This window comes from Pantoea sp. SGAir0175 (assembly GCF_043547855.1).
On the sequence record NZ_CP028081.1, the window covers coordinates 1322091 to 1340261 of the forward strand.

At 49.1% G+C, this 18171-nt stretch carries 23 protein-coding genes and 1 pseudogene; 11 read left to right on the forward strand and 13 right to left on the reverse strand.

Annotated elements, in window-relative coordinates; translation table 11 throughout:
• Window positions 1-48 precede the first annotated feature (48 nt).
• From C1N56_RS05935 to C1N56_RS05950, 4 genes and pseudogenes are all read left to right on the forward strand, one after another.
• Window positions 49-687, forward strand: coding sequence for a hypothetical protein (locus tag C1N56_RS05935; protein ID WP_394517234.1), 639 nt, complete (start codon window positions 49-51; stop codon window positions 685-687).
• Between the two features lie 67 nt (window positions 688-754).
• On the forward strand, window positions 755-1519 hold the full coding sequence (locus C1N56_RS05940; protein WP_394517454.1) for a transcriptional regulator: 765 nt from the start codon (window positions 755-757) through the stop codon (window positions 1517-1519).
• Window positions 1520-1622: 103 nt separating this feature from the next.
• A pseudogene (locus C1N56_RS05945) lies at window positions 1623-2404 on the forward strand (GIY-YIG nuclease family protein); the annotation flags it as partial.
• Window positions 2405-2458: 54 nt separating this feature from the next.
• Window positions 2459-3823, forward strand: coding sequence for a VasL domain-containing protein (locus tag C1N56_RS05950; protein WP_394517235.1), 1365 nt, complete (start codon window positions 2459-2461; stop codon window positions 3821-3823).
• 149 nt (window positions 3824-3972) lie between these two features.
• On the opposite strand, the gene C1N56_RS05955 is transcribed toward C1N56_RS05950, so the two are convergent.
• The 12 genes from C1N56_RS05955 to C1N56_RS06010 all read right to left on the reverse strand — a co-directional run bounded on the left by C1N56_RS05955 (window position 3973) and on the right by C1N56_RS06010 (window position 9508).
• Window positions 3973-4170 (reverse strand): helix-turn-helix transcriptional regulator, encoded by a 198-nt coding sequence (locus tag C1N56_RS05955; protein WP_136546037.1) that lies wholly within the window; start codon window positions 4168-4170, stop codon window positions 3973-3975.
• Window positions 4171-4412: 242 nt separating this feature from the next.
• On the reverse strand, window positions 4413-4628 hold the full coding sequence (locus tag C1N56_RS05960) for a hypothetical protein (protein WP_394517236.1): 216 nt from the start codon (window positions 4626-4628) through the stop codon (window positions 4413-4415).
• On the reverse strand, window positions 4612-4860 hold the full coding sequence (locus C1N56_RS05965) for an ANR family transcriptional regulator (RefSeq protein WP_394517237.1): 249 nt from the start codon (window positions 4858-4860) through the stop codon (window positions 4612-4614). The genes C1N56_RS05960 and C1N56_RS05965 overlap by 17 nt, the downstream gene beginning before the upstream one ends.
• Window positions 4861-4870: 10 nt before the next feature.
• Window positions 4871-5215: a host nuclease inhibitor GamL gene (gene gamL, locus C1N56_RS05970; RefSeq protein ID WP_394517238.1), complete on the reverse strand. Its 345-nt coding sequence runs from the start codon at window positions 5213-5215 to the stop codon at window positions 4871-4873.
• Window positions 5212-5421 (reverse strand): hypothetical protein, encoded by a 210-nt coding sequence (locus C1N56_RS05975; protein ID WP_394517239.1) that lies wholly within the window; start codon window positions 5419-5421, stop codon window positions 5212-5214. Before C1N56_RS05975 ends, gamL begins: the two co-directional genes overlap by 4 nt.
• A gap of 124 nt (window positions 5422-5545) precedes the next feature.
• Complete coding sequence (locus C1N56_RS05980) at window positions 5546-5770, reverse strand: hypothetical protein (protein WP_394517240.1); 225 nt, start codon at window positions 5768-5770, stop codon at window positions 5546-5548.
• A 45-nt stretch (window positions 5771-5815) separates the two neighbouring features.
• On the reverse strand, window positions 5816-6421 hold the full coding sequence (locus C1N56_RS05985) for a pentapeptide repeat-containing protein (protein WP_394517241.1): 606 nt from the start codon (window positions 6419-6421) through the stop codon (window positions 5816-5818).
• Between the two features lie 273 nt (window positions 6422-6694).
• Window positions 6695-6829 (reverse strand): hypothetical protein, encoded by a 135-nt coding sequence (locus C1N56_RS05990; protein WP_394517242.1) that lies wholly within the window; start codon window positions 6827-6829, stop codon window positions 6695-6697.
• A 65-nt stretch (window positions 6830-6894) separates the two neighbouring features.
• The gene (locus C1N56_RS05995; protein WP_394517243.1) at window positions 6895-7164 is read right to left on the reverse strand and encodes a hypothetical protein; all 270 of its coding nucleotides are present in this window, start codon (window positions 7162-7164) and stop codon (window positions 6895-6897) included.
• 55 nt (window positions 7165-7219) lie between these two features.
• Window positions 7220-7438, reverse strand: coding sequence for a hypothetical protein (locus C1N56_RS06000; protein ID WP_238561725.1), 219 nt, complete (start codon window positions 7436-7438; stop codon window positions 7220-7222).
• Window positions 7439-7734: 296 nt separating this feature from the next.
• On the reverse strand, window positions 7735-8061 hold the full coding sequence (locus C1N56_RS06005) for a four-helix bundle copper-binding protein (protein ID WP_394517244.1): 327 nt from the start codon (window positions 8059-8061) through the stop codon (window positions 7735-7737).
• A 766-nt stretch (window positions 8062-8827) separates the two neighbouring features.
• Window positions 8828-9508: a S24 family peptidase gene (locus C1N56_RS06010; RefSeq protein ID WP_338670910.1), complete on the reverse strand. Its 681-nt coding sequence runs from the start codon at window positions 9506-9508 to the stop codon at window positions 8828-8830.
• A 117-nt stretch (window positions 9509-9625) separates the two neighbouring features.
• Between C1N56_RS06010 and C1N56_RS06015 the strand changes: the two genes are divergently transcribed.
• The 6 genes from C1N56_RS06015 (at window position 9626) to C1N56_RS06040 (ending at window position 16144) form a co-directional block, all read left to right on the forward strand.
• Window positions 9626-9847: a transcriptional regulator gene (locus tag C1N56_RS06015; protein WP_241799022.1), complete on the forward strand. Its 222-nt coding sequence runs from the start codon at window positions 9626-9628 to the stop codon at window positions 9845-9847.
• A gap of 37 nt (window positions 9848-9884) precedes the next feature.
• A complete protein-coding gene (locus C1N56_RS06020; protein ID WP_394517245.1) occupies window positions 9885-10676 on the forward strand; it encodes a helix-turn-helix domain-containing protein in 792 nt (263 codons plus the stop codon).
• Entirely contained in the window at window positions 10673-11392 is a 720-nt protein-coding gene (locus C1N56_RS06025; protein WP_394517246.1) for a replication protein P, read from the forward strand. Before C1N56_RS06020 ends, C1N56_RS06025 begins: the two co-directional genes overlap by 4 nt.
• A 105-nt stretch (window positions 11393-11497) precedes the next feature.
• Window positions 11498-11908, forward strand: coding sequence for an ASCH domain-containing protein (locus C1N56_RS06030; protein ID WP_394517247.1), 411 nt, complete (start codon window positions 11498-11500; stop codon window positions 11906-11908).
• Between the two features lie 707 nt (window positions 11909-12615).
• Window positions 12616-13653: an AAA family ATPase gene (locus tag C1N56_RS06035; RefSeq protein WP_394517248.1), complete on the forward strand. Its 1038-nt coding sequence runs from the start codon at window positions 12616-12618 to the stop codon at window positions 13651-13653.
• The gene (locus C1N56_RS06040; RefSeq protein WP_394517249.1) at window positions 13634-16144 is read left to right on the forward strand and encodes a S8 family peptidase; all 2511 of its coding nucleotides are present in this window, start codon (window positions 13634-13636) and stop codon (window positions 16142-16144) included. Before C1N56_RS06035 ends, C1N56_RS06040 begins: the two co-directional genes overlap by 20 nt.
• A gap of 571 nt (window positions 16145-16715) precedes the next feature.
• On the opposite strand, the gene C1N56_RS06045 is transcribed toward C1N56_RS06040, so the two are convergent.
• Window positions 16716-17411: a hypothetical protein gene (locus C1N56_RS06045; protein WP_394517250.1), complete on the reverse strand. Its 696-nt coding sequence runs from the start codon at window positions 17409-17411 to the stop codon at window positions 16716-16718.
• Between the two features lie 49 nt (window positions 17412-17460).
• On the opposite strand from C1N56_RS06045, the gene C1N56_RS06050 reads away from it, so the two are divergent.
• Entirely contained in the window at window positions 17461-17688 is a 228-nt protein-coding gene (locus tag C1N56_RS06050) for a hypothetical protein (RefSeq protein WP_394517251.1), read from the forward strand.
• The last annotated feature ends 483 nt before the right edge of the window (window positions 17689-18171 follow it).

Consider the following 18171-nt stretch of genomic DNA (forward strand, 5'->3'; position numbering starts at 1 on the left):
TTGAATGATAGGTGATTTCAAATAGGTGTATTAAAAAGAGAGATGGTAATGAAAAAAGTAAAGTTAATGATAGTAGTGGCGTGTTTCCTTTCGTCTATATTTGTAGCCGCAGTTGCCAGTGTTAATCACGATGGTGAACCATCAGCGCCATACAATTTAAGGTGGGGTATGAGTTACGATGAGGCAAGGAATATTCCGTTGTACTCATTAGAAGTCCAGGATATTAACTACGCAGGGATGGATCCTAACCTAATCTCTGCAGAGGTAGAACCATCTGAATTGAATGCTAATGAATTCCAGCATGTGATTTTATATTTTGATAAGAAAGCCGGACTGATAGGTGCCGTATTTACAGCATCAGTCGATGAACAGCATGATAACAAAAATAAATTAGCGAGAGTTGATAATGGAAAAGAGGGGCTTGAGATTTATCAAAAACAAACTAAATTTCTGGAAAAGCAATATGGTCTGGCTAAAAATAAAGAAGAGACAGTTACAGACAAGAGGGGGTTTTATAAAAGCCTTTCTGAATGTAAGAGAAAACAGAAGGAGTGGTATAATAAAGGACTGGATGTTAGCAAAATAACAAATTGCCCAAAATGGCAGAGCGACTACGAAAAAGGCCGCACAGTTGTCTTGCTTACACTTGAACCATATCAAATAACAACGCAATATATATATAAGTAAAGGGGAGCTCATGAATAAAATTAAAAGGGTCGCGATTTCTGCTTTTTTTGTGGTGTTTTCTAGTGTTATGTCTTCCGGATGCAGACCTATAATCAATACTGCAAAAAATATTAAAAATAATACATTGACACTTTCCGATCATGCTCGGGCAGTTTCAGCAATTGACAACGGGGATCTAAAATCTGCAGAAGGATTCCTTACAGGAAATCTTTATCCTCATCGTTATAGACCAATCAGCGGCGCAGAATCCTGGGGGAGTTTGCAATATCGTGCTGCAAAAATAGTTGCAACAGCTAAAGATAACGGAAGAACAGTGCAAAATGATGCACTTTATTTATCATATCTTAGCTTGTTTAATGCAGAGGAAGGATTGCCGGAGCATCCTGAAATCATGCTTGGTTATATGCATAAAGCAATGGCTATGTTGCTGGCAGACCCGCATTTGCTTGACCATGTTAATTCTGCACACGCCAGTCAATTACCCAGTCAATTTGAACTTGAGCGCTATGCAATATGGCAATATTTAAGTGATGGTGGCGAGGTTAATTGGAAGAAAACAAACACAAATGGACGAGGGAGATATATTGCTGGCATAAGTTATCGAGAGTGGAATATTCGACTAAGAAAAGCAATTTGGAATCGAGGTGATAAATTCCTGAGCAATATAGGTAAAGATCAGTTCATTAGTGAGTCAATAGATTATTCCCTTTTTCCTGTTGTTGTTTGCGTGTCAAAGCTAAAAGGATGGTCCCTGACGCTGCCTGATAACTATCCTAAACAGAATTTTAGAGGGGGTGGTTATTATGATTGGAAAACTTGTAAAAATATCTAAATCAGTAAGCGCTAATCATTCCCTTTATTGGTTATCAGTATTACTTTAAAAATGGATGAAAAGTGCAGCGCATTGCTATTGCCGAGCTCAATATATTCGTAAGAATAACTGGCAAAGTAAATACTACCAGCTGCTCAGGAAAAGAGAGGCTTACTCTGCCTTTAGTGAGAAAATCACCTTTCTAGAACTCGAAGATAATGCTGCCTGGGAAGGCGTCAGGCAGTAGTTTCTGGATAAAGTTGTCCTGCTGAAAAAGCGCAGGAAGACAAAGAGTATCAGACTGAGATTAAGCGTCAGATGCGGGAAGAGAAACAGCGTCTGGATGAGTTGGACCAGCAACAGCGCGAAGCGGAAGAGGAAGAGTAACGCCTTGCTGAGCAGCAGTGTTTACAGGAAGAAGCCCTGCTCGCTGCCGAAGGTGCCCACAGGGAAGAGCTGGAAAGACAGCGCCTGGCGCTGGAGCAGAAAATTCAGGAGGTACACCAGCAATATGAACGTGTCAAATCTATGGTTCAGCTTACAAAACAGGGACATGTGTATATGATTTCGAATATTGGATCCTTCGGTGAAAATGTCTTCAAAATTGGCATGAAATGACGACTGGAACCCAAGAAGCGCGTAAAAAAAACGAGCGGAACTGCCGTACATTTTTATTTTGATGTTCACGCTATGAGTTCATGCGATGACGCACCCGCACTTGAAAAGATCCTGCATGACTATTTGGAAAGTTACCGGTTTAACAGGATCCACCTGCGTAGAAAGTTTTTCCGCATCGTACTCAGTCGCATTATCGATGAAGTGGAACGCCATCATGAGCTGGTGGAATACCTTGCAGATCCGATAGCTTTGCAGTATTTGCAAGCCCTTGAGTATGCAGAAAGTTAAGCCGCATAAATAATAATTGCCACTGCTTCAACTACGCCATATGGATATCTGGCCATGAACAATCTTTCCCAACGTAAAATTAAAACCGGCAGCGACCCGCGTAAGCTGCCGGATTATGCTGCTCTGCGTGAAGAGCTGAGCAAATTGACCCATCCGGCACGCCCGGATATAGACTGGCTTTACGTTGAACAACGCTGCCTTTCTCTGTTCGAACAAAATGGAGTGGAGTTGCAGACCGCGGCCTGGTACACGCTTGCCCGCCTGCAGCTGGCTGGTTTGGTCGGATTGAATGAAGGTTTGGCACTACTGGAGGCGCTGGTGAGGCATCAGTGGGGTGCGCTGTGGCCGCAACCGATCCACGCGCGCATGGACATTCTCACCAGCCTGAGCCAGCGCGTGCAGCAGCAGATGCGCACCCTTTCCCTGAATTATGGCGATCTGAGTCAGCTTTATCGTGCTGAACAACTGCTTACCCGCCTGGGGACCGTATTACAGCGGCTGGAGCTTAAACATCTTAGCCAGCTTGATACATTGCGTGCTCTGATGCACAACAGTGCCACCAGGCTGGAAAGCCGTGACGGTACGACCAGCGACATCTTGCCCGGCACCACGCTAGATAGCGGGGCGATATCTGCACACCCGCATGAAACGAAAACTTCGCATAGCGCCAGATGGGTGTATGTCGCGCAGCAGCAACATCAGCCAAAGATTAAGGTGCAGACAGCGGCAACGGCCCGCGGTAATCACTGGCAATTTTTCAGTGCTGGGATGTTTACCATGCTGCTTATCAGCGTAGTCGCGGTGGGCGGCTGGCAATATCTGCACCGGCCCGATCCACTGCAGGCTCAGCTCGTGGCATCGCTGGCTCCTGTGCCCGCCACACTCACGTCACAGCAGCAGGATGTGCTGCGGCAGCGGACGTCCATACCATCAGCCTTGATCGCCGACACGCAGCAGCAGTTATCTCGTCTGGAACAACTCGCGCCCGACTGGAACATTGCGTATGGCCAGCAGCTGGTGGAGCAGGCGCAGGCGCTGTGGCCCGAACAGACGGGTTCGTTATCTGCGCGGTGGCAGTATCAGCTTGAGGCCAGCACGTTGCCAGCGCAAAACCTTGCGGCCTGGCATCAGGGGATGATGAAGCTGGCACAGTTAAGCGAGCGGCTGAATGGACTGGATGAGCAAAAAGGCAAATACATCACGGTGAGTGAACTGAAGTCCTCGGTATTTGGCATGATGACCCGTTTTCAGCAGGCTGAGCCCATCGAGGAACAATTGCGGCAAATTCACTCGCTACCAGCCAGTGCGCCCCAGCGGCAACAGCTTATACGCCAGCTCGAACAGCACCTGCGATCGCAGATTTACACCTTGTGGCAGATGAAAAACAGCATTGGGGTGGCAGAGGGAGAGGACCAATAAACGAAGCGGTTAGGCAAAGCAGAAGAGCTGTTACTGGTGTCCCCTGCAGACATCATTTCTGCTGGGCAGTTATATGATATGTAAGCGGTTTTCGAGTTCAGAAAATGGGCTGTGCCCGCAATTATGCCCACAATGAAACAGGTGTCCGTTCAGGCGTCTGATTTTCGCGAAAATGACGCCTTCCAGCGCCGATATTCCTGGTATTCCCACCGGGACACCCGACCATACTTACGGGGCGGTGGCAGTCTGCCTTTCTCGATTTGCTTGTAGAAGTAGCGGTCGGTAAAGCCAGAATCCTGCATCATAAATTTCATGTCAATCAGTGAATCGTCACGAAGTTCCATCATTTTTCTCCTGGTATTAAGTCTGCCGGTCTGTTCACGATCCCCCGGCGCAGGACTGCCGGATACAGGGGCCGTCAGAAACGGTGCCCGGCATTAAAACCGGGCACCGGCTTCAGCGGCTGATGAGCATGGCCATTACGGATGAGGCCACTGCCACACTGACCAGACCGGTCATCAGGCCGGCCCCGATCGCTACCGCAACCATGTAGATGTACCCTAACTGGCGCATCGATTTAAACCTCCGTTCATGATCGGTTTTCAATGGATTCCTCCTCTTTGCAGATGCCATCACCTCTCCCTGGCGTTACACCGTCGGCACGGTGGGTCAGTGCCGGATAAAACGCGAAAACGGTGATGCAAATCTGAAATAAAAGCCCTGACGCAATAAGCAGGGTGATGGTCAGAAAGCTCCCGTCAGCGACTGCTGGCTGCTCACAAAGGGGATCAGGAAACCACGTCATGTCTTTCCTCCTCCTGGCTATCAATGCGCCCCCAGTCACGCTTCAGCGCGTTATTGCAGAGCGCTGAGCGTTCATTTGCCCACCGGCTATTAGCGTCACGTCGTGCCAGTCCGGCAGCCGCCGTCCATGCCGCTGCGGCAAATCCGTAAGCGCCGGCGTTCTCAGCTTCTGCAGCAATAATGGCCAGCCGTACATAAGGCGCAGGCTTCTGCCGGGAAGTGTCTTTATTCATGGTGTCCCCCTTAACGGGCTCGCGGCATCTGGCCTGTTAAGCCGGATGAGACGCCCGGCCGACAGGCCCGGCTGGTGGATAGTTCAACATCGCTGAGAGGCGGGTAATTGCGCTGCGCCTGGCCATAAGCCAATTGCCAGATGAAATACTGATACGCCTCCTCCGCATCGGCCTGTTCACAGCACGCCTTCACTTCGGCGTCCTGCCGCCAGTGACGAAAGCCGGAAAGGTAAGGAGGAAAGCGCTGCAGCAGGCGTGCAGTTTCATCATCAATCCACTGCTCTTTTTCAATAATTTGCCGCTCTTCCTCGCTGAGTTCCTGTCGGCGATGTTCCAGCTGGACAATCGGCATCATGGTTTGCCCTCCTGCACCAGAATACGCACAACACGGTTCAGACTTTTCCTCAGCGCTGGCAGAGGGGGCAGGGGAGGCAATGCGGGGGGCGCGGAAGAGGAAAAGCTTGCGCTGGTCAGAATGTTCTTCCGGTCAAACTCAATATCGCGGATGGCGTGAAAAGGGCGAGCAAAAGCGGCATCGCCCCTGATGTGTTGTTGCATCATGGGAAATGTTCCTTGGAACAGTCAGTTTACGAGAATGAGTGCCGATACGTCCGGCAGTAGAGCGAAGTGGTAGGGTTGACGCAGGCGTTACGACTTCGGGAAAAGCCGGTATCTGAGCCCGCCGTTATCCTTCTTCTTCACGACGGGCAGCGCGGGTCGCGTTGAGAATTTGTGCCGGATCGCCGGAGATGCGCGTATGAATAATAAACGTGCCCGTGTGGGTGACGCGGGCATCCGGCGCGGCCATCAGTGCTGCCCTGATCACGCGATCATGCAACCACGCACGAAAAACGCTGGTTTTGATCAGGAGCGTGGCGTGCGTGGGCGTCGCGCTGTATTGAATCTTCATGGCTGTCATTCCTCTGGATGAATAAAAATACCGAAAAGCTGTCAGTCACGGCTGGCAGACCCAGTCAGGCCGTTCACCCATACCGAGATAACAATCGAGAATATCCAGCAAGCGCGGGTAAAAGCTGAGCGCACGTTCCCCATCCATTTTCAGGATGTCCCCGCGGCTGAATGCACGCCATTGCGCTGGTGTATGCATCTGGCAGCCTGCTTTTATCCAGTCGCCGTGGGTGATCTGGATGTCGTAGATCTCGCCCAGGATTAACCAGGTTTTTTCCGGCAACCTCGTGGTCAGCGTTATCACGCCGCGCAGATCGGTCCCGTTCAGGCGGGCATCCCGCAGGTCAGCCACACGCAGATCGGTCGACAGAAACGTTGCATGATTCATCGACGCATGATTGAGCTTTGCGTGAAACAGTGAGGCAAAGGAGAGATTGCACCTGTCCAGGGCCGCGTATCGCAGGTTTGCCATTCGCAGTTGGGCGCGCTCGAAATCGGCCCCGTAGAAGAGGGCATGTTCAAGATTGGCCCGGGTCAGATCGGCACCGGCCAGGCACTGACCGCTCAGGTTGAGCCGTTTACCCTCCGCGCCCGCAGTTACAAGCCAGCGTTTATGCTCTTCAAGGTGATGGTTTAGTTTGTCCGGTTCCATAATGCGTTTCCTCTCTGGCCGGTATAGCCGGTTGACGAATGACAATGCCGGTTCAGATTTGTTTGTCATAATCGGCGTAGCTGAGTAATTCCCAGCTCCGACCGTTGTTGCGTGAAAGCAGGCGCCATTGCGGGTTAACGCGCAGCGACAGATACTTTTCACGGTAAGTGCGTCTCGCATGGATCTGACCGGCACGCCACTTTTTGAGCTGCTGTTTTGCGCGCCGGGATATCCGGTCGGGTACATGAGGCTTGGACATCACGGAAACCTCATCTAAGCGGCGCAGGCGGCGGCCAGCTTCTGCACGAACACCCAGGCAACACCCTCGCTGAAGCTGACAAACTGCCGGCTTCGGTTTAATACGCCGGCGGTAAAGGTGTACCGGCCATCATCGATCTGAATCACCACAGAGGCCTCCTTCAGGCATAAAAAAACCGCCACAGCGGGCGGTCTTTAACGTTGTGCTCAGGTGTTCAGCTGCCATGCTGTCCCTTACCTTCATGAGAGATTGCGCAGGAACTGGCAGGACGCAGCTCTGGATAGCGTTCAAAAACGGAGGTTAAGGTGGATACCAGCATCTTATCCAGCGGGCCCATGACGCTTTGACGATACAGGTCTGCTTCGGCCGAACTGACTTTCCCTTCCTGCACCAGGGCATTGATTCGCTGGACTGACGTCGTAAGAGTGTTAAAAACGGCGAGCATGGTCTCTGTCACGTGTTGTGCTGCTTCGCGGTTCTGCATGATGACCTCCGGGTCAAATGAATACCCTGACGGGCGGGGTTAACGTGTTCTCGCATCAGAACTCATGGTGACCCTGATCATCTATCACGATGATACGTGTGGTCCTGATAAACTCAGCCAGATTAGCGCCGGTGTGTTGCCAGTGCTCCAGCGCCAGAAGCACATCGCTGCGGGTCTGGCAATGGCAGGCATTCACATACGCCTGAATGTGGGTGAGGGTGAGGCGTTGCATCTCTTCCTGAGACACTGCTTCAGAGGATTTGTTTTTATGCATGGTGCTCTCCGGGTCTGGACGAAAAAAAAGCCGCGTATGCGGCTGTCTTAACTGTTTATTGGTTCAACCTGAGAAAGGGGCAGGGTTAGCTAGTACTGACTAAAAAATCACTACGCTTTGTGCTGCGATAATGTTCCGTCTGCCTCCTCTACTGTCCTCTAGTATTTTTATTTACATGCCTGTGATTTTTATCTGTGAATGTCTACGCAAATGCTTCTGACATGGCACAGAACAGGCGTCAGCTGCTCCCATTAAAAACCCGCCGAAGCGGGTTAGATGAAGTGAGCTGTTTTCCTTTAAGCGGCCATCTGACGGCACTGTTCAGCACATTGGTGACAGGCTTTTGAGTACGCCTGACAATGGTCATGCTGATGCTTACCGCACTCGTCACCGCATTTCTGGCAAATCTCAGCGCATAACTGACATAGCTGTTTAGCTGATTCACTTTTGAGAGCCATAAACTGCGCGGCGAGCCGACAGATATTCGCACATTGCATGTCCATCCTGATGCACTCACGCATCATTTCCAGATTTTTTTCTTCCAGGCATGATGCCGCACAGTTATCACAGGCCGCAGCACACAGATAACAGGCTTCGATGCATTTTTTATACTGCTCTGACATATTTCCTCCTGGTCTTGGATTGTCTGTTAAGCCTGGAAAAAATCCTTGATTATGCAAATGTGGAATTAGTTAATAACTTTTTCAGCACTTCGTTTATCCGACAATGTGTGTAGCATCCTTACGGACTCTGCGATGGCCGGCACGGTAAAAAGCCACACCTGACAGGCATATGCCTCTGTCAACGTCACCAAGGTTGTACCTGGAAGCGCCAGCCAGGATCTGTTTGTGGTACTCCGTTTCCGTCTCCACTGCCTTACTGATGCGATCGGTGGATACTCGCCTGCAATGGTTTTCAGCACGGCTGAGTTCCGCATTCCGTGCTGGTGGTTTCCATCCCAGCTCTGCAGCCAGAATCACTTCAATCCTGCGACACTCAATGGCTTCAACCATACGACGCCTATGTCGGCGTGTTCTGGCGTTGTCTTTCATCACAGGTTTAACAGATCTGCCATAGCTGATAATTGCCATACATCCCCCCGTTAAGTTACTGGCTGCACAGTCGCAACAATGCACTCAGTAACCTGAAGTTCGGTGCGTTCTCGGCACCTGCCGTAGAGCTTCCCGCTCGTTGTTAAAGATCACTTAGCTTAAAGCTGTAAAGCTAAAGTGAACCAACCTTATCGCTAAGATAAATACCTGTCAATATCAAATTGATAAATTATGAGTTGTCATGTTTATCATTTTGAAGTTATTGGTTTTTCTGACAAAAAACCCGCTCAGTGCGGGTTAGGAATGAAACTATTAGTTAGGCGGGACGGTCAGGAAGTCAGCAGGATGGATCCGGATGCTCAAAAAAACGCGTGTGCTTTAAAATGGCAGCAACATACTGTACCTGCTCAATTTCACTCGCATCTAGCGTTATTGGTCGGTGCTCATTATTGATGCTTGTTAAGAGATAAGAGCCATCTCTGGTTTTATTGTAGATTTTTATCATGTTGCGGCCGTCTTTGGTTCTTACAAACACCTCGTCACCGACTTGTACAGGCGTGTTTGGCTCTATAACGACAAACTCACCCGATTGAATTCTCGGCCACATGCTGTCGCCTTTTACCCTCAAGCCAAAAGCCTCTTTATCCTGACTGCAGATGCATAACCATCCACCTGGTTGCTCGATCATATCGACAGAACCATCAGTGCCAAGCCACGCTTCGCCAGCAACTTTGACAAAACCATTCACGGGTCTGCCTGCAATCTCCAGTTCATCCACTTCAGCGCTTTTGGAATGAAGACTGTCCAGCCATCCTGTTGGAAGCTCGAGGCCAGTCTCTATTCGCCGTGCAAGCCTGTCGCCAATTTTTCTGAAAGCATCGTTTCCTAGTACCTGGCTGAGTTGAGCGGGATTGAGACCGCACATCTCTGCAAAGGATGCTTTAGTAGCTTCTGGCTGCTTCATATGCTCTTCAAGAAGCTGCGACAGGTTCAGTTTTCTGATTTCTTTATTTTCCATCCCGGAATTCTCACATGATTTATCCATATGATAAATGCTCATAATGATAAATCGCATTGCATGTTATTTATCTATTTGATAACGTCTGGTTGCTCATTTACTCAGGAGGGACAAGTTATGAGTAACGACCTTTTGCGCTGGCGTAAAGAGGCCAGCAAAGAAGAATGGGCTTTACTGGCCGAAAAAGCCAACACAACAGTGGGGTATTTGGATCTGCTTGCGTATGGCTTTCGAAGGGCTTCGCCTATGAAAGCCCAAAAGATAGAGAATGCTTCCTTAGAGTTTGTACCTCGTAAACCTGTAACCAAAGAAAGTCTGGTTTTCTATTCACGCGATTAATCGTGAACATCGAGACACCATTCGAAACGGAGCTGTTATGAGCATGACACTTATGGCTCAAGCGATGAGCATCAAAGTCGGAAATCCCATCCGAAAACTGGTGTTGATTAAGCTTGCAGACAATGCAAATGACAAAGGTGAATGCTGGCCTTCCTATCAACATATCGCTGATCAGTGTGAGATTGGCCGATCCACGGTTAAAAGCCATATCAAAGCGCTGGAAGATATGGGCCTGGTTCGCCGGGAGTTCCGTAAAAATGGTGTGTTAAACCAGTCTAACCTGTTTCACATCACCCTGGATAAACCGGTGGAAATCGTTTCGAAGGGAAATTCAGTCAGGGAAAAACGGAAAGAAACTGGTGGGTCAGATGCTGACCGGGGTGGGGCAGGAGATGCCCGGGGGGTAGGTCAGGAGATGACCGGGGGTGGGTCAGGAGCTGCCCGGGGGGGTGGGGCAGCTCCTGACCCCATAACCAGTCACTCTTTTGAACCAGTCAATGAACCTAAATACATAACACCCGTTGCTGACGCAACGAATGCGGAATTTATACCGCGATCGCGATACGCCTTCGAAGGCAACATCGTGAAGCTCAACCACGCGGATTTCACATCGTGGCAGAAGCTCTATGCAAACGTGGATCTGGTTTACGAGCTGCGGAAACTTGATATCGAGTTCACGCATGAAAAACCAAGGAACTGGTTTATCACAGCCAGCCAGAAACTCAGCTACCAGAACAAACAGGGAGCCTGGCGCGGTCAGCCATTGACGGGCGTTGTAAACCAGCCCCACTGGAACGATCTCAGCGAGTGGGAGAATAATTTCATATGACGCATCGTGAAGCCGTTTTCGATGAACTGCTGCAAAGCAAAGTGCCAGGAACGGAGGGGAGCAGCGCGCAGCCTGACAATCGCGGTTTTAGCTCAGCCATTGAGCAGCTGGTGGACATGCTCTTCAGCGCGCTTAAGCTGGTCTTCCCTGCATCCATCAGCACAACGCTGAAAAACCCCCGCGACGAAGCCGCAGCAAAGCGTCAGTGGGTGGCTGCATTCGTCGAAAACGGCATCACGTCCAGACAGCAAATATCGGCCGGCATGAAACGAGCGCGTGCCAGCTGTTCCCCGTTCTGGCCATCCCCAGGACAGTTCATCAGCTGGTGCAAAGAGGGTGAAAGTGGCGCTGCAGGCTTACCGGATGAAAATGCGCTGTATGACATGGTCATGCGCTACAGTGCACGACGCGGCTTGTATCGCTCCCCGGAAGCTTATCCATGGCAGGCTAATGCGCACTACTGGATGGTGACGAACCTGTACAGCCAGATGCGCTTAAAAGGTCTCAGCGAATCAGAGTTGCGTGGAAAATGCCGTACCGAACTCCATAAGATGGCCAAACGGATTTTGGCAGGCGAATACATTCCACCGCCACGCCCTCAGGTTGAAAAGCTCTACGTGCCCGTAAACAGTGAAACAGCGCTTGCATATATTGGGCAAATGAAGGCGCTGCTTAAAGCAGATGGGACAAATCAAAAAGGTGATATGTCGGCATGATTGGGCAGCAAATCCCACTTTTAATGAGAACGCATCGCTGTTAGTGTCCGGACAGTAATAGCTAAAACACATTTAGCATTCATCTACGGTCAGGAAGGACCCTTAATGGTTACGGTTGAAGAATTGAAAGTTAAGTATCCAGGTGCTGAGGCTGGCCAAATGGGTGACAGTCCAGAGTTGGCCAGTGAGCTCGCAGCACTGATTAAAAACGGGATGAAAACGGCCTCCTGCGGAGCGTTTACCTCATACCAGAACGAAAAGTCTGCGCCAAAGATTGGGAGCTATACCATCATCCTCAATGGTCAGAACGTCCCGGTCTGCGTCACACGGCTGATTTCAATGCAACTGGTGCGTTTTTGTGATGTTACTTTAGAGCTCGCCCGCAAGGAAGGAGAGGGAGACTTAAGCCTGGAATACTGGCAAAAAGAACATAAGCGGTTTTTCTCTAATGAAGGGCATTTTTCTAATGATATGGAGCTAGTCGCTGAAGAATTTGAACTGATTGAAGTGCTGTAGGACGTGATGAATTTTCTGTCATCTTAATTCACGATTCTGGCAGGCGCATCTGCGTCAGAAATAAATGCAATGATAATTCATCTGTCGAGCTGCTGATGAATGTATTCTGGTCGTCAGCTACTGGCTACCCGAAGGATATCAAAATCGGCTGCAAGCAATCAGCATGCTGGCTCGCGAGATATATGACACGATTATGGACACCGAATTATCCCGTTGCGATGAAGGCTGCAGTGAGATACCCCTCCCAGATTGTTGATTTACGCGCATTCTGGTGATCGGAGGTGAAAGGTTAAGGCAGGCGCCGTGGACTTGAAATTAGCTCAAAGGCTTGTGAAGGGACGCCAGTGTAAGGTGAGCAAAGCGCCGTGACGTAACGTTAATGCTGTACCTGATTGCCTTATGAGATTCTGGATGGATTGCGACATAGGTGAGAGCAACAGAAGTCATGGTGCACCTAGTCCGCTATGAGTGAGGAATCAGAAATTTAGCTTCAAATTGTTAGGATCGGATTTGTAAGCGCTTTGTTTTATAAAAATTTTTACGTTTCTGCTGACTTTAGATATGATTGATTTTTGGGCAAAAATTATGCATTAAAGTGCATAGTTTGTTATTGCAATTTTAGTGAATGTCATTTACCGGGATCGGCTTCATTGCTAAACTATGTAAGGCATTTTTGCCCTATTTATGCATAAATTAGGATTAAAAACGTGGCAAGCGCAGACCAACTTAAAGCACTTATCAAATCGCATATAAGTCGCGATGATGGTCACTTTTATTCAGTGGCTATGCAGGTTGCTGCGCACGAAGCTAAGCAAGGTCACGGCAGACTAGCAGAAGAACTCCTAAGTATGCTTGATAAAGGTAAGGCGAAGCTAGCCGCTGATAAAAGCGGAAAGCTCGTGCCATTGTCAAATGCAGCGAAGTCTCGCACTGAGTTGGGTAACCTGTTGAGTGTCAGTGAACCTAGCAATCGTATCTCTGATATGGTGCTTAGTGATTCGGCTGCAACGCAGTTGCATCGACTCGTTCGTGAACAGCGAATGATGGCGCGCATACGTGAGCACGGTCTTTCACCCCGCCGCAAAGTTTTACTTGTTGGTCCTCCTGGGACGGGAAAGACCCTGACTGCGTCCGCTCTTGCTGGCGAGCTCGGTGTACCACTATTCCAGGTACGCTTTGATGCACTTATCACCAAATTTATGGGCGAAACAGCTGCTAAGCTTCGTCAAGTTTTTGATGCGATGGCTGATATACGCGGAGTCTATTTCTTCGATGAGTTTGATGCTATTGGCTCACAACGTGGACTTGCTAACGACGTCGGTGAGATTCGACGCGTGCTGAACAGTTTTTTGCAGATGATTGAGCAGGATAACTCAAACAGTGTAATCGTTGCTGCGACGAATCATCCTGAAATTCTTGATTACGCTCTTTTCAGACGTTTCGATGACGTGATTGAATATCATCTGCCCACTCCAGATCAGGCGATTGAGTTGCTGCGCGCCAGATTAGGATCCTTTATTCCGAAACCTTTCCGAAAAGCAGGCCTGGACACCTTACTCATTGGTCTCAGCTATGCTGAAATCTGCCGCGCGGCCGATGAGTCTATTAAAGAAGCGCTGATGAGTGACAGAAATAGTGTGGATCTAGCGCTGCTCAGACGTGCCTTGGAAGAACGCCATCAGGTTAGCCTGGCTCTTACAAATAATGGAAAATATAAAGTAAATCATGACGGAACCAGCCGCTAACCGACAGCGTCACATTATTCTTTCCAATACTTCTCATCAAGAACCATTCACTTCGCCGTCAAAGGGAGGTGCTTCTACGCCCGAGCTTCCTGAAAGAGAGCGCCATCTCCACGGAAATATGCTGATGAGAGATTTGCAGCAAATTAAGGCAATAGCTGCACAAGCTAAGTCGATGCAAATGGCCGCAGGGATCCAGAGTGGCATTGGCGTTCAGGTAGAGTTTGTTGGTCAACCTGACGTGGCATTAGCTTTTGAAAGTCTGAATTCAGAAAGGGGGCGCGATCAAGCAAAGCGCATCGAGCTCCTGAGTCTTCATGTAGATGAAAATATTACCTCAGCAAACGTTTTCATTCCTGATGGAAAAATTGTTCATTTTGAAAACTATTTGAATGATTATCTGGCTGACCGACGCCGGGCGGATAACGTTTCACTTGATCGGAAAGCGTTAATAAATACGCTATCGGCGATCAGGCTTTCAACTATCCGCTCTCTATGGTCTGACGAACCGGATCTTTTGCCTGAGAATGTTGAAGAGGCGTTTTGGTGGGAAGTATGGTTACCAGTGCGCGGAAATCGTGAGGCAGTTCTTACCGATTTTCATAATGTGGCTAGCGCCTGCGAGTGCCGCGTCAGCGAACATTCCGTCGAGTTTCCTGAACGGACAGTAACCTGGATGTTCGGTTCTCAGCGAGACTTTTCTCAATCAACGCTCCTTCTAAACTGTGTGGCTGAGCTTCGACGAGCAAAAGATACGGCAGAGTTTTTTACCAGTTCAACGTTCACCGAGCAGCAGCTCTGGGCTGATGAAACGTTGTCACGCCTTCAACTGCCAGAAGAGTCGGATGTGCCCTATGTGTGTCTACTTGATTCAGGACTTAACCGTGCGCATCCCCTAATCGCGCCTTTGGTCACTGAAAATGATGTTTATACAGCTAATGAAGCCTGGGGGACTGACGATCGCGATAACCATGGCACTGGACTGGCGGGTGTTGCTCTATATGGCGACATGTTTGACATATTGACCGGACAAGGAACTCTTACCGTTAATCATCGTTTGGAGTCTGTTAAACTCGCGAGTATGCAGGGTAATTGTGCAATGGGTGGCGCGCATGAGCACGCCTATCTCTTCAGCGAAGCGGTGACACGCCCTGAGATTATGAACAACCGGCGCCGGGTATTCAGCTCCGCAGTTACAGCCACGGACTATCGTGATTATGGCCGTCCTTCAGCGTGGTCTGCAATGGTTGACTCGCTGGCAGCAGACTTGGGTGCTGAACAGCCCCTCCCACGCCTTTTCGTTCTCTCTGCTGGTAACATTTTTAATCGCGACCACTGGCTGGCTTATCCTTCCGGTCTTTCGGTTAACCAGATCCATGACCCTGCACAGTCTTGGAACGCACTCACGATTGGAGCCTGCACTCACAAAAACTCTATCGATGAAGCTGATTTTCGACCGCTAGCACCTGCAGGGGGACTTAGCCCTTTCACATCAACTTCTACTATGTGGGATAGTGTATGGCCATTGAAGCCTGACGTGGTGTTTGAAGGTGGCAACGCCGCATCAAATGGTAACTTTGCGGATAATTTTGCATGCTTAGAGTTACTGACTGCCGATGCCTTTCATCATCGCCGTCTTTTCTCGACTACAAATGCTACCAGTGCTGCATCTGCCCTGGCGGCAAGGATGGCAGCACAACTAATGACGCAGTTCCCGAAACTGCGGCCAGAAACGATCCGCGCACTGATAACACATTCAGCCCGCTGGACTGACCAAATGCTTAATATGTACCCACCTGTCAATCAGGCGGGATATGCTACTTTGATCCGGCACTGTGGATGGGGTGTTCCCGATCTTGAATTGGCCATTTGGAGCACGAATAACAGTCTCGCAATGATCGAAGAGAGCAGCCTATTTCCTTATCACCGCACCTCTAGTGGGGTTAAAACGCGGGAGATGAATCTGCATGCACTGCCATGGCCTCAGGATGAGCTGCTAGCTTTGCAGAACGTGCCGGTGGAAATGCGTGTAACGTTGTCGTATTTCATTGAACCAAATCCATCCGCTCGGGGCTCGGCTTCCAAATTTTATTACCCATCACACCGTCTCCGGTTTGCCATGAAGCGTCCAACCGAGCAGTTAGATGAGTTTAGAATGCGGATTAATGCAGCCGCTGAAACCGAAGAAGGTATTTCCGTAGTGTCGGGAAGCGATGGCAACTGGCAACTTGGCTCACGCTTCCGTCATAAGGGTTCGCTGCATCAGGATATATGGCGCGGCACCGCAGCTGAATTGGCTAACTGTGGCTACTTGGCGATACTACCGGGGCAGGGTTGGTGGAAAACCCGCCAAGCGCTGGAGCGTTATGATTCAGAGGCCCGCTATAGTCTAATCGTCTCAATACATGTGCCTAGCACAGATATAGATCTGCTTACGCCTACTAGGATCAAGGCAGAAGCATTAGTAGCAAGCAGTATCGAGATAACATCTTAAGTACAATTTGCTTGCATACCAGTTCGTAAATGTGGATAGCAATAATGAAGCAGTGTCTGTCCTTTGGAATGAAACTGCTCGCGCCAGCTTCACACCGTTCTGGCCATCATCCAAGCAGTTAATCAAATGGCGCTGCAGGCTTACCGGATGAATATACAATTATGACATCGTCATGCGCTAAAGTGCACGCCATGAACTGTATGAAAATCCGGAGATCTATCCTTAGAAAAATAACGCGGAATATTTTATGGATGCAAGCCTCTACTGCGAGATGTGCTTACAGGGCCTAAGCGAATCAGAGTTGTGTGGAAAATGCCGCGTAGAGCTCTATTAGATGGCCAAACGGATTAAGGAAGAACCGTCATGCAGAATTTGCTGGAATAGCGATCGTCGGATAAGCGACTGGAGTAACAGTGTTATTGCTATGGTTCGTCAATCCGATAACGCCTGTGTGTACGAATCAGGTTCTTCGGGAGACATGCATTATGGAAACTCTCTTTCCCATAATGCATGTCTTCTTAACGGCACGACTGGGACAACCAGGCGCTCAGGCGCTTAATGTGTCGCGTTGTCAGGAGTAAAATTTTTCTCTTGCACGCACGAACGCCAGAAACTGCTCAATGTCAGTATGCTGGTAGCCCAGCAGGCGGCCGACCAGTCTGATGCGATGCTCATTGAATGGGTCTGCATCCTTACTGAGTTCATATTTGAGTTCTGTGGCGCTGATTTCAAAGCCGGGTAAATAATAAATCCGGCCCAGTCCCTCCTTGTAATCAACATGTTTCATCTCCAGACCTAACGGGTTTGTGATGAATTCGACTGGAACGAAGTACTCAAAGTGCGCCACGCTCTTCAGTTTCTTCTGCATCAGTGCGTACTCGATGCCTTCATGCGGATCTATCCCTGTGGGGACAGAATAGCCGGCACATTTTTTCGGACTGTTCGTATCGCCCGCTTTTTCACGAGATGACTTCTCGTCAACCCCGCGCCACCCTGCCGCCAGAAAGTTCGCGTAATTGTGGTCAAAGTCGTCGAAGATATTGCTGATTTTTTGCGCCTCCTCCTCAGCGCCGGGGCGAAAGAAAATCATGCCATAACCAGAGGCTATCGGTATGGCGCGCAAATCAATTCCTTTGGGGTTAACAAGGAATATCAGAGGTATCGCGCCGGTGTATACCACACAGTTGATTTTCCTCTCGGCTATACTCGCATATTTGATCTCCTCAATGGTGGGGAAATCAGAACTGCCGGTAACATGATTATTCATGGCTATCACCTTAGTGCAAGGGCAGACGACACGCGTCCGCCAAAAGTAAATGGATTTATTCTTCCCCAAAAAGGGTTTCAAGGATGAGGTTATTCATCGCAATGTTAATAAATATTCCCATGACCATAATGAAGTTGGTGCCGCCAGGATAGAGATGGCACAAACGCAAAGTGACATCAAATATCGTGTAAAAGGTCGAGGCAATTATCCAGGCCCGGATGAAAAATCGCACGGCTCCTCCTTTCTTTTTGTCGACGTTATTGACGCGACAGCCTAAAAAAACTCCCTCACAAACACTGTGAGGGAGGCACAGGCTAAGGGTTTAAGGCGCTGTCTCTTTTCCCCGGACATTGGCCTGACGTTTGCCATTAAGGCGGGACCTATCTTATCTATCTCGCGGTTAATTAAAAGTCTTGTGAGGTGCTTTCCGTGTAACTTTAGATATTAGGTTGTTTCATGGTGTGAGATAATCAAAAGTAAATCCGAAAAACACATCTTTCAGATTAATTTTTTTATAAAACACTCCAAAAAATAAAAAATACTGATTTGATAAACTTATTTGAAAAGTGGTGAATACAATTGAGCCCTGTAATCCGGAATAAGTGAGAAGGAGTAATATCAGGGGTAGGGAGGTTAATTACGGCGTGGGAAATCAGAGCGGCGATTTGAGCGTGTACAGGCTAATTCGTGCATTGCAGGGGATAAAGGGTGCGCTGTCAGTGTGTCTATTCAACCCGGATGCCGGACATCTGGCTGACCC